The 11,461-nt window shown below is 65.1% G+C and carries 9 protein-coding genes, 1 tRNA gene, 1 other RNA gene and 1 pseudogene; 6 read left to right on the forward strand and 6 right to left on the reverse strand.

The annotated features are described in order from the left end of the window. The 5 genes and pseudogenes from ABRP98_RS11060 to ABRP98_RS11080 all read left to right on the forward strand — a co-directional run. Positions 1-276, forward strand: a pseudogene (locus ABRP98_RS11060) (hypothetical protein); the annotation flags it as partial. An 84-nt stretch (positions 277-360) separates the two neighbouring features. Then, the gene (locus ABRP98_RS11065; RefSeq protein ID WP_349859265.1) at positions 361-1,869 is read left to right on the forward strand and encodes an exonuclease domain-containing protein; all 1,509 of its coding nucleotides are present in this window, start codon (positions 361-363) and stop codon (positions 1,867-1,869) included. 27 nt (positions 1,870-1,896) lie between these two features. Further along, the gene (locus ABRP98_RS11070; protein ID WP_349859267.1) at positions 1,897-3,174 is read left to right on the forward strand and encodes a Mur ligase family protein; all 1,278 of its coding nucleotides are present in this window, start codon (positions 1,897-1,899) and stop codon (positions 3,172-3,174) included. Beyond that, positions 3,167-3,940, forward strand: coding sequence for a type 1 glutamine amidotransferase (locus ABRP98_RS11075; protein ID WP_349859268.1), 774 nt, complete (start codon positions 3,167-3,169; stop codon positions 3,938-3,940). Before ABRP98_RS11070 ends, ABRP98_RS11075 begins: the two co-directional genes overlap by 8 nt. A 124-nt stretch (positions 3,941-4,064) precedes the next feature. Further along, positions 4,065-5,156: an HNH endonuclease signature motif containing protein gene (locus ABRP98_RS11080; protein ID WP_349859269.1), complete on the forward strand. Its 1,092-nt coding sequence runs from the start codon at positions 4,065-4,067 to the stop codon at positions 5,154-5,156. Positions 5,157-5,219: 63 nt separating this feature from the next. Here the strand turns inward: ABRP98_RS11080 and ABRP98_RS11085 are convergent, their stop codons facing one another. From ABRP98_RS11085 to ffs, 6 genes are all read right to left on the reverse strand, one after another. Then, positions 5,220-5,876, reverse strand: coding sequence for a recombination mediator RecR (locus ABRP98_RS11085; RefSeq protein WP_023029977.1), 657 nt, complete (start codon positions 5,874-5,876; stop codon positions 5,220-5,222). Positions 5,877-5,948: 72 nt separating this feature from the next. Next, positions 5,949-6,314, reverse strand: a complete 366-nt coding sequence (locus ABRP98_RS11090) for a YbaB/EbfC family nucleoid-associated protein (RefSeq protein ID WP_023024999.1) — start codon at positions 6,312-6,314, stop codon at positions 5,949-5,951. A gap of 67 nt (positions 6,315-6,381) precedes the next feature. After that, positions 6,382-8,973 (reverse strand): DNA polymerase III subunit gamma and tau, encoded by a 2,592-nt coding sequence (locus ABRP98_RS11095; RefSeq protein WP_349859271.1) that lies wholly within the window; start codon positions 8,971-8,973, stop codon positions 6,382-6,384. 18 nt (positions 8,974-8,991) lie between these two features. Further along, a complete protein-coding gene (locus ABRP98_RS11100; RefSeq protein ID WP_284864743.1) occupies positions 8,992-9,516 on the reverse strand; it encodes a hypothetical protein in 525 nt (174 codons plus the stop codon). 22 nt (positions 9,517-9,538) lie between these two features. Next, on the reverse strand, positions 9,539-10,810 hold the full coding sequence (locus ABRP98_RS11105; protein ID WP_349859272.1) for an aspartate aminotransferase type Ic: 1,272 nt from the start codon (positions 10,808-10,810) through the stop codon (positions 9,539-9,541). Between the two features lie 63 nt (positions 10,811-10,873). Continuing rightward, positions 10,874-10,970: signal recognition particle sRNA small type (ffs, locus tag ABRP98_RS11110), an RNA gene on the reverse strand. 198 nt (positions 10,971-11,168) lie between these two features. On the opposite strand from ffs, the gene ABRP98_RS11115 reads away from it, so the two are divergent. Next, positions 11,169-11,257: transfer RNA gene (locus tag ABRP98_RS11115), tRNA-Ser, on the forward strand. The last annotated feature ends 204 nt before the right edge of the window (positions 11,258-11,461 follow it).

Raw genomic sequence — 11,461 nt, forward strand, 5'->3', positions numbered from 1 at the left:
GCCGATGCCCCCATCCTCGCCCACGCCTACCACGCCCCGCGCGGCAAAGATCGTGTGCTGAGCATCTACGCCGGCGACCCGCTACCCGCCTCCAACGAAGACTCCGTGGCCGTTGCCACCCCGACCACGCAGGCGGCGACCGAGACCTTCGAAACCAGCAGCTTTCGCGCCGTCACCGCCACCCCGGAGCCCACGCGCCACACTGGGTGGTGGGTCACGGCCATTGCCGTGGTCGCCGTCGTCGCCCTGCTGACCGTATTCATCGTCGCGGTTTAGTTTCCACGAAAACGGATTAGGCCCCACTGAGGCCCGGCGCGCCCTGTCCCGCCACAGGAATTCCGGGATACTAGACTTAGGTTGATGAATAACACACCTGGCCCCTCCCCACGGTCGCCGCAGGCTCCCTCGCCGGCGACCATGGCGTCCCAGCATGCGGCTAGGACCCACGCCCAGGCGTCCCCTCACTCCGCAGCCGAATCCGCCGCCCAGCCGGAGACCAAGGCTGCGGCACAGCAGCGCAAGCCGGGCCCCAACTCCCAAAGCGAATCCAGCACCGGCGTCCCCAACAGCACAGGCACGGCCAAACCAGGCCCGCGCCGGCCTCGGCCGCGCCGCGCCGTCCGCCCCTCCGGCGGGCCGGCGACACCGAAAACCCCGGCCGACCCCGCCGCTTCGACTGCTCCGTCCGCATCCACCGCGGACAGCGCACCGCAAAAGCAGCCGGACAAGGCCGAGACCGTCACCAAGCACCCCTACGTGGCCCTCACGCTGCAGACCACGGGCATCCACCCATCGACCGGCCGCATCGTCACCATCGATGCGGTGGCCTTTGATAACGCCGGCGATATTGGCCAGCGCTTCCACGCCGTGCTCAAGCCGGATATCGATGCTGGCCCACACCACCTCCACGGGCTGACCATCGCGGATATCGAGCAGGCGCCCGCCTTTAGCAGAGTTCTCAAATCGCTGGATAAGCTTATCGATGGCCGCACCCTCGTCGTTCACGATATCCCCTATACCTGGGGTTTTATCGTCGCCGAGGCCCGCCGCGCCATGATGACCGCCGCACGTCAAAACCGCGCGCGCAACCGCGGTCGCAATAAAGGCAAGCGCCGCCGCCAAAAGGTGGGCCACATGCCCGCGCCCGTGCGCATCATCGATACCCTGGCCACCTCGTATGCGCAGGGCGTGCGGTCGAATGACGTGCGACTGAGGGGCGTCGCCAAGCAGAATGGCTTGGATGCCGATCCTCAGGCAACGGTGGAACGCGCCCGGCGTCCAGAGCAGGAGACCTCGCGCGAGGAGACGGAGCTGCTCATCCAGCTCTACCAGCACCAACAGCGCGGCCCGGTGCGCAGCTATGCCCCAGACGATGTCCGCGCCGACCGCTTTGGCCTGCAACGCTCGCACGTGCGCGTCGATGCCGCCGAGGCCCCCGTGCAGCACCACAACCCCGGCAAATACGAGCCCGGCAAGGAACTGCGCCGCGGCATGGAAATCGTCGTGGCCCCCGAAATCCTGGAGGACCCGGATACGGTTATCTCCGCCCTCATGCGCGAGGAGCTGAACTATTCGGAAAAGCTCACCCGCGAGGCATCGCTTGTCGTGTGCAATGTCACCAAGGATCTCGTGGGCAAGGCCATGCACGCCCAGCGCAAGGGCATCCCGCTGATGTCTGATGCCGCGTTTCTCGATGCCCTCACCCGCATCGAAGACCCCACCACAGCCCAGCCGCCGGCGCGGCGCCAGCCCCCGCAAAAGAGCGGCGGGAATAACCAGAGCAAGAGCCAGAAACGGCGGCGCAGGCGCGGCGGGCGCGGCCGGGGGCGGCGAAATTCTGGCGGCTCGGCACCCAAGAACAACGCCTAGCCCACTTCCCCGGCTACCCTAGAGGGCATGAGTTTTTCAGTCCCGGGTGCCTTGAAGAAGTTGCGCACCACCGCCGCGACATCCGCCGCGAAGCTGGCCACCACCGCTTCCCGCGCCACCGGCCGGGGCGCCGGCGGAATGATCGGCGGCCTTATCGCCAATGCCATTGACCCCTCCATCATGACCAACCTGGGCGGCGGGCGCCCGGCCGTGCTGGTCACCGGCACCAACGGCAAGTCCACCACCACCCGCATGCTCGCCGCCGCGGTCCGCGCCGAACACCAGGTCGCCACCAATGACGGCGGCGATAACATGGACGCCGGCATCATCTCCGCGCTCATGGCGGGCAAGGACGCCTCACACCTCGTCCTCGAGGTCGACGAGCTGCACGTGCCGCACGTCGCCGATAACCTCAACCCGCAGGCGCTTGTGCTGCTCAACCTCACCCGCGATCAGCTCGACCGCGTCGGTGAGATCAACAAGATCGAGCGCGCTCTCCGCGGCGCCGTGGAGGCCCACCCGGACATGTTGGTCATCGCCAATTGCGATGACGTGCTCATGACGTCGGTCGCCTACGACGCCAAGAACGTCATCTGGGTTTCTGCCGGTGCCGGCTGGCTCGGCGATTCCGTCACCTGCCCGCGCACCGGCGGCCACGTCGTGCGCACCGAGGATGACTGGTACGCAGTAAAGCCGCTTGCCGATGGCCGCGAGTTCCGCCGCCCGCAGCCGACGTGGGGCATCGACAAGCATGGCGTTATTACCCCCACCGCAAAGCGCCCGCTGAACCCGGCGCTGCCGGGCCGTGCCAACCGCGGTAACGCGGCGCAGGCCATCGCCGCGGCTGTCGAGGGCTTCGGCGTGGACTTGGATCGCGCTATTGCCGCGGCAGAAAGCATCGATGACGTCGCCGGCCGATATTCCACCATCCACTGGAAGGGCCGCGAGATTCGCCTGCTGCTGGCCAAGAACCCCGCCGGCTGGCAAGAGGCCCTGTCCATGGTGGACCGCAGCGCCGATGGCCTGGTCATCGCCACGAACGGGCAGGTTGCCGATGGCATCGACATGTCCTGGCTCTGGGACGTGAAATTCGAGGGCTTTAATGGGCTCAGCGTCAAGGCCGCCGGCGAGCGCGGAACCGACCTTGCCGTCCGCCTCGTCTACGCGGATATCACCCACGAGCTCATCCCGGATCCCATGGATGCGCTCGCCGCCTGCCCCGAGGGCCGCATCGAGGTCCTTGCCAATTACACCGCCTTCCGCGATCTGAAAAAGGCCCTGTCCAAGGAGGCTAATAATGCTTAATATCGGCCTAGTGCTTCCCGATGTCCTCGGTACCTACGGCGATGACGGCAACGCCCTCGTGCTGCGCCAGCGAGCCCGCATGCGCGGCCTCGACGCCGAGATCCACCCCATCCGGCTGGGCGAGCCGGTGCCCGAGACGCTGGATATTTATACCATCGGCGGCGGCGAAGACACCGCGCAGATTCTTGCCGCAGAGCACCTCATTGCCGATGGCGGGCTGACCCGCGCCGCCACGTCCGGCCGCCCCATCTTGGCCATTTGCGCCGGCCTGCAGGTCCTCGGCGAGTCCTTCCGCGCTTCCGGCCGGGTTATCGATGGCGTCGGGCTTATCGATGCCACCACCGCCGGCATGCAAGACCGCGCCATCGGCGAGGTATCCTCCACTCCTACCGGCGCCGGCGTGACCGCAGATCTCACCGAGCCGCTTACCGGCTTCGAAAACCACTTGGGCGCGACCATCCTCGGCCCGTCCGCCCAACCGCTGGGAACCCTGACCCGCGGCAATGGCAACGCCGACCAGGCCGCCACTGCGGATCTCGCCGATGGCTCCACCCAGCGCACCTACGAAGGCGCCGTGCAGGGCAGCGTCATCGCCACTTATATGCACGGCCCCGCCTTGGCCCGCAACCCGCAGCTCGCGGATCTGCTCCTGGCCCAAGCCATGGGCGTTTCGCTCGCCGATCTCGATCCACTAGACATCCCCGCGGTCGACCGTTTGCGCACCGAGCGCTTCAACGCCGCCGAGCCGCCGCGCTCCCAGCGCTAAACCTGTGGATAACTTCCCCAATTCGCGGCCTTCACAACCAAAAAGAGCCAAATTGAGCCGAGTTATCCACAGGCTGGCCGCGGTCGCCTTGTAGCTCCCAGGCCCCAACCCTAGGCTGCGGGGTATGACGTTATTGGAGCAGCTGGGGGACATCGCCAAGCGCGGCGTAGACCTGATTGAAGAGGCCTACGCCGCCGCTGACCTGCCCCTGCCTGCGGACCACGCGCGCGAGCTGCGCCGCACCGCCGAGGCTTTCCTCGCACCTACCAGCCACTCGCGCTATCAGCGCCGCGCGCTGGCCGCCGCGCGCCGCAACCAGCACAGCCTGGCCACGCTCGCGCTCATCGCCCGCCGTTCCCGGCGCGTGAAAAATCCCACCGAGCGCTGGCGCTTCCGCGAAACCCTGTGCGCTACCGCCGGGACCACCGCCGAAGTGTCCCGCGCCGCCACACGCCTGCTGCGCGAAATCGCCCCACCGCCCGAGCGCGAAGACGGCGGGCGCCGCATCCTGCACGGCGAGAAAACCACGCTGAGCTTTACCGGCCCCGCCGCCGAAATGGCCGATATCTGGGCCACCGCGAAGGATAATCCCCTCGCCTGGCTCACCGGCTCCCGTGCCGTCGCGCCGGCCAGCGTGACCACCAATGTCATCATCGAGCTGCCGGATTACCTGAAAATCCTGCGCGGCGAGGGCTCAGAAGTCCGCCTCGCCATGACCAACGGCGCCACCATCACCGGCGTCGACCTCATCCGCCGCACGCTCGCCGGCGCCGGCCTTTTCACCCTCATCCACCCCGAGGAAGGCCCCGTCAACCTCTACCGCGCCCGCCACGCCTCCGCCAAGCAGCGCCGCATGCTCGAGGCCGAAGGCGCGCGCTGCGCCTGGCCCGCTTGCAGGCGCCCCGCCGCTGAATGCCAAGCCCACCACATCTTCGAATACGCCCGCGGTGGCCACACTCACCCGGCGAATATGTGCCTTTTGTGCCCGTACCACAATTCCATCAACGGCCTTCCGGGGCGGGGGCGGATGGCGCGCATCAACGGGCGCATCGCCTGGCTGCCGCCGCATCCGCGCCACGCGGACCGCCCCGCCCCGTCATCAGACCCTCCGGGTTCCGCTGCACCGCCGCACTCGGCCTCGCCACCGGAGCCGAATGCGCCTCCCCCAGTCTTTACTGGCCGCGCGCCACGCGGGCCCACCACCGCCGTGCCCTAAACCGCAAGAAATCAAATGTCCCGGGCCGTTACCAAATGGCACCGCGGTCAGTGCTGCGGGCCCCTAAATGGTCAGGCGCCCCGAAAGCGCACGGGACAAGGTGAGCTCGTCCACGAACTCCAAATCGCCTCCGAGCGGCATGCCGGAGGCCAATCTGGTGATCTTTAAATCGGGAAAGTCCCGCAATAACCGCACCAGGTAAGCCGCGGTGGCCTCGCCCTCCGTATTCGGATCGGTGGCGAGGATGACCTCGCGGATGGTGGGGGTGTCGTCGTAAAGCGGGGCTTCTGGCGTGGAATCCGCCAACTCCCTATCCGGCAGCACCCCGCCCAGCCGCTGGAGGAGCGTGGAAATATTCAAATCCTTCGGCCCAACATTAGCCAGCGGGTCCAGCGCACCGCCGAGCACGTGATAGCGGCCCTCGTACTCACCCGTGCGCTCGATAACCTGGATGTCCTTCGGTTCCTCCACGACGCAAATGGTGGAGGCGTCGCGCTGCGAATTGATGCAAATCCGGCAGACGTCCTCGCGCGAAATATTGCAACAAATGCGGCAAAAAGTAACGCCGTCGCGCACCCCGCCTAAGGCATTTTGCAGGCGCTCGATATCCTCCGGTTCCATGTGCAACACATGAAACGCGATACGCTGCGCCGACTTCGGGCCGATGCCCGGCAGGCGCGAAAACTCATCAATGAGGTCCTGCAGAGGTCCTTCAAACACCACAACTCCCAAAATTACGTCAAGGCCGCGGCCCCACTATCGGGACAACGGCCTTTTTAGAATATCGCGCGGTTAGAAGCCGCCGAACATGTCATCCATCGACGGTCCGCCCTGGCCGCCCATGCCCTGCGAGAGGGGACCAATCTTTTCCTGTGCCAACTTGCCCGCAGCGGCGTGGGCATCCTTAAACGCGCCCATCACCAAGTCCTGCAGCGTATCGATGTCCTCGGGGTCAACCACGGACTTATCAATCTGCAGGTCTACCAGCTCGGCGCCACCGGTCATGGTCACCTTAACCAGGCCATTGCCCGCGCTTCCCTCAACATTGGTGGCCAGGATTTCTTCCTGCGCCTTCTGCAGCTCGGCCTGCACCTGCGCTGCCTGCGCGATGAGGTCGTTCATGTCGTTGGGTTGTGGGGTGGAATCTTGTTCAGCCATAGTTTTCGTCCTTTCTCAATAAATCCACTGTAGTTTTGCTACCGCCCGAGTCTACCGTGCCACAGTCCTATACACGGCGTGCGCCTAGTTCCTTTTCCACGAGCTCCATCGCTATCTCGGTGGCGCTGCGGTGGTCCATTTCGCCTGCGGACTGCGCGGCTTCGACCATGTCGCGTTCTTCGTCATCGCGCGTATAGGCCGGCGGTTCTTCCGGCAGCGGTTCGTCCGCGGGGCTGCCTTCCGGTTCTGGCTCGGGAGGCAGCGGCACCCCGTTGCTAAATTGCGGCGTGCGCGCGAATTCGTCGTCGCGTTGCTTCGCCACCTCGGTTGCCTTGGCGATGCGCGAGCGCCACCCGGGCTTACTCTCCGCCTCCTTGTCGTCGCTCGGCTCGCGTTCGGGCGCGTTGGGGTTCCATTCAGGTTTGCTTTGCGGCGCCCGCGGCGCATCGAACCCGGCGGTCTTTGGGTCCGTGCCCACCACGCAATTGACCTCAATATCGCGCTGAAATTCCTCCCGCAGCACGTCCACGATGACGGAATTATTCGCCGGCGCATTGATGCGTTCTGCCAGCGCACCTGTGGTATGCCCCAGCGTCAGCGTATTATCGCGGAACCCGAGCACGCGGGCTTCGGCAAGCATGATTTCAGCGACCTTATTCCGCTTGCCGACACTCCCCCTCAGCTCCACCCATTTCCTCTTCACTGCCTCCACGAAGTCACCGTCATCGCCGCTTGCCGATGCCCCCTGCGCCTGCTGTTGCGGTTGTTCTGCATGGGCTTGTTGCTGTCCCTCCGACTGTGCTAGCGCTGCCGGCACCGGTTTCTCCAGTGGTTCCGCTTGGCCGTTGCCGCGGGCTGGCGCATTCTGCGGAACCTGGCGCTCCTGGCCCCATGGATTCGCGCTACCGTCAGTTTCTACGTCGCCGCCTGCCGCGGTAGCCGAAGCGTCCTTTTCAGGCACATCGCTAGACTGCGAATCCGCGGACTGCTGCCCCGGCTGCATATATTCTGCGCTCGGTTGCGCAGGCCGTGAGACAGATCCCTCCTCATTCCCATCCCCTGCCGGCTGCGCCGATTGCTCAGCCGGGGTGGCCTGCGCAGACTGCGCTGCGTCCTCATGTCCGGCCCGCGAATGCTGCGCCGTTGCCTCCGGTTGCTCAGGTGTCTGCTCAGGCTGAGACGGCGATGACAGTGCTGACGGTGATGTCGATTCCGGTGCCGGAGCCGGTGCCCCGGTGCCCGCGGCGGTCTGGTTTTGTTGTTGCTGCGGTGCCGACGGTGCATCGGAGCTCGACCCGGCCTGGTTTTGCGGCGCCTGGGACTTTGCACGGCGCCGCGCGATGATGGCGGCCGCTGCCGACTGCGGATCTTGGGCGCCCGAAAAGGCTGGCCCGTTTCCCGCGGAAGGTGCCGCCTGGCCCGATTGTGCAGACTGTCCGCCATGGCCAGCATGGTTGGGCTGGCCGGCTTGTGCGGATTGCGGGGCGCCGCTGGGTTGGGCAGGCTGGGCTGCGGATGCCGCACCAAGGGCGGCACTCGGCGCCGCGCTCGGTGCTGCGCCGGACGAGGTACCAATGAGCAAGTGGGCGCACATGATCTCGAGCAACAGGCGCGGCGAGGTGGCCCCTGTCAGATCGCTGATGCGGTCATTGACCGTCGAGGCAAGATAAGTCAGCTGCGGGCCGGAAAAACGCTGTGCTTGGGAGGTGAGCACCTCGGCGCGGTCGGTGGGCGCGGAAACCAGGCCTGCATCGATGGCCCCCGGCACGGCCTGCAGGATCATCAGGTCGCGCAAACGGTCGAGCAGATCCACCGCAAACCGGCGCGGGTCGTGGCCGGCCTCGATGACATTGTCGATCTGTGCGAAAAGGCCGGCCTTGTCGTTCTCGGCGAGGGTGGCGATGGTGTCATCGAGAAGCGTGACGTCCGTAACGCCGAGCAGCGGACGCGCGAGGTCATAGGTCAGGCCATCGGGACCCGCGCCAGCCAAAAGCTGGTCCAGCAGCGACAGGGTATCGCGCGGGGAGCCGCCGCCGGCCTCAATGACCATGGGATAGACGGCGTCTTCGACCTGCACGCCCTCGGAAGCCACGGTCTTTTGCAGCAGCCCCTTCATCGCGGGCGGGGTAAGCAGGCGGAAGGGATAGTGGTGCGTACGGGAGCGAATGGTGCCGATGATCTTTTCCGGCTCCGTCGTCGCAAAGATAAAAATCACGTGCTCCGGCGGCTCTTCAACCACCTTAAGCAACGCATTGGCACCAGACGGGGAAATCATGTGCGCCTCGTCGATGATGAAGATGCGATAGCGCGATTCCGCCGGCGCATAGTAGGCGCGGTCGCGCAGCTCGCGCATGTCCTCCACGCCATTGTGCGAGGCAGCGTCGAGCTCCGTCACGTCCAGGTTGCCCGGGCCGCCGGGCGCGAGCGACACACACGAATCGCACTTGCCGCACGGCGTCGAAGTGGGCCCGTGCTCGCAATTGAGCGACCGGGCCATAATCCGCGCCGAGGACGTCTTACCGCAGCCGCGCGGGCCGGAAAAGAGGTAGGCGTGGTTGATACGCCCCGCGTCGAGGGCGGCAGATAGCGGCGTGGTGACCTGCTCTTGCCCCACGACCTCGGCAAACGTTGCTGGACGGTATTTCCGGTATAAAGCCACGGTTAGCCAGTTTACCGGCTAACCCTCGCGCGACCAGTCCAGCAGGTCAATGCCCTGCTCGGCCACGGCTTCCTGCAGCTTGCCGACGCCCTCTTCCACCCCAAACGCATATTCCGCATCCGTCAGCATGACCAGCTGCAGCACGAGCGTCAGGCGGTTCTCCTCGCGGTATTGCGGCGTCTGCCCGCCCCAGAGGTACGGGGCGATGAGCAGCCCGTGGTGCACGGTCTGCTCGCCGGGGAGATCCAAAAGTGACGGCAGCAAGACACCGGGTTGCGCGGGCAAGAGGCCGCCCGCCTTCTCCAGCTTCGCGGCCGCAGCCCCCACGGCGGCGGCGACTTCGGGCTGGCCCACGCGCGCTACAGTGACGAGTTCGCAGCGCACATCTAGGCCTTCGGCATCGCTGCGCAGGCCGGTATCGACGTCGTTGAAGGTGGTGGTGAGGGCGAGGGATTGGGCATCGGCAAGCGTGGCTAAACCCAACCTGCGCCCGTCGACGTACCGGAACTCCAGCGGAGCCGGGATGACCTCGCTAAGCCACACGGCGGATTCGTCGGCGTTGATTTTAGCCCTCCGCCTTTTCGATGGCGGCCAAGAGCACGCAGGTGGCGACGCCGTCGATGGCTTCCTCGATTTCCTCCTGCGGCGGCAGCGAAACCGCAAGGCGGATATTGCGGTCATTCTCATCGCGGCCGTGCGGGTAGGCTGCACCCGCCTTGGTGAGCACGATGCCGGCGTCCTTGGCCAGCTCCCACACGCGGGTGGCGGTGCCGTCGACGACGTCCATGGAGATGAAGTAGCCGCCCTCTGGGTCGGTCCATTCCGCGACCCCATACTCGCCCAGGCGCTCATCCAGGATGCGGCGCGCGGCAGCGAACTTCGGCGCCAGCAGCTCGGCGTGGCTGCGCATCAGCTCGCGCACGCCGTCCGCGGAGTCGAAGAACTCGGCGTGGGCGAACTGGTTAATCTTATTCGGCCCAATGCCGCGGATGCCCGCGTGCGCCAGGTACCAGTCCAGGTTCTCTGCCGAGGACCCGAAAAAGCTCACGCCAGAGCCCGCGAAGGTGACCTTGGAGCTCGAGGACATGGCCCAGAAGCGGTTGGGGTGCCCGCCCTGCTTGGCGATGTCCAGAACCGGCAAGACTTCCGGAAACTCGTCTGTCAGCGTGTGTACTGCATAGGCGTTATCCCACACAATGCGGAAATCGGGCGCCGCGGTATCCATTTCTGCCAGGCGGCGGGTCTTTTCCTCCGAAATGATCGCGCCGGTGGGGTTGGAGAACATGGGGATGAGCCACATGCCCTTGACCTGCGGGTCTTGGGTGAGCTTCGCGATGGCCTCGACATCTGGGCCGTCGTCTTCCATCGGCACCGTCACCAACTCGAAGCCGAAGAGTTCCGTAATGGCGAAGTGGCGGTCATAGCCAGGCACGGGGCAGATCCACTTGACGTTTTCTTCCTCGCTCCACGGGCGCGGCGAATCATTGGTGCCGAAGGTATAGGACCAAGAAATGAGGTCGAACATGATGTTGAGCGAGGAGCTATCGCCGGCCAGCAAGAGCTCCGGGTCAATATTGGTAAGCTCGCCCCACAGCTCGCGCAGCTTCTTTACGCCCTTCAGGTTGCCGTAGTTGCGCAGGTCAGCGCCTTCAGAATCAGTGTAGTTTCCCTCACCTGGCAGCGACAACAGCGCATTGGAGAGATCGAGCTGCGCCTTCGACGGCTTGCCACGGGTCAGATCCAGCTTGAGGCCCTTTGCTTTCAGGTCCGCGTAGTCTTCGCGGACTTTCGCGGCAAGTTCTGCCAAGGCGGACGATTCCAGAGTAAGAAGCGACATTAGTATGTCTACCTTCCGTAGTGTGGTGCGACGTTTAGCCACCAATACTAACGCACCCTGCATAAAAAAGGGACCCCGCGCACCCGTCAGAGCCTCCTGACCCTTGCTGCATTCCTGCCCTGGGGGAGTTCAGAGGATGGACGCCACGCGGAATCCTGCCTTTACTCTAACGCCCGCGGGCCACATTAGCCAAATACGCGTCTCTCGGAGCGAGACGGAGGCTGCGGGCGGCATCGGTAAGCGGCAGCAGTACGGTAAGCGCGCCACCCTGCCCCACCGAAGCCCAATAATTGCCCAGAAATTACGTCTGACCAGGCGATTGGCATTCTAATTGCCACGGCTGCTAATGTTTCTTCTCGGAGGATTCGACTAGCGGCCTATGTCACACGCCTGGAACGCGTGCGGGGTTCACGCCCCTCGTGGGTTCAAATCCCACATCCTCCGCCATTGTCATGAGTCGCGACATGCTTGACAGGTCAGTCGCGACATCGTTGACGAACCGGCATCTCAGTTGTTTTTGTTCTGAGGTGCCGGTTTTTCGTGTTTTGGGTCTAGGGGTGGGTCGCCTTTTTTCCGGGTTAAACGACAAAACGTGTTGTTTTTCGGCGTGTCGAGTTAAACGACATTTTGTGTTGGTGGGGGTAGGGGTTT

It is taken from the genome of Corynebacterium sp. KPL2838 (genome assembly GCF_040225455.1).
GTDB lineage: Bacteria > Actinomycetota > Actinomycetes > Mycobacteriales > Mycobacteriaceae > Corynebacterium > Corynebacterium rhinophilum.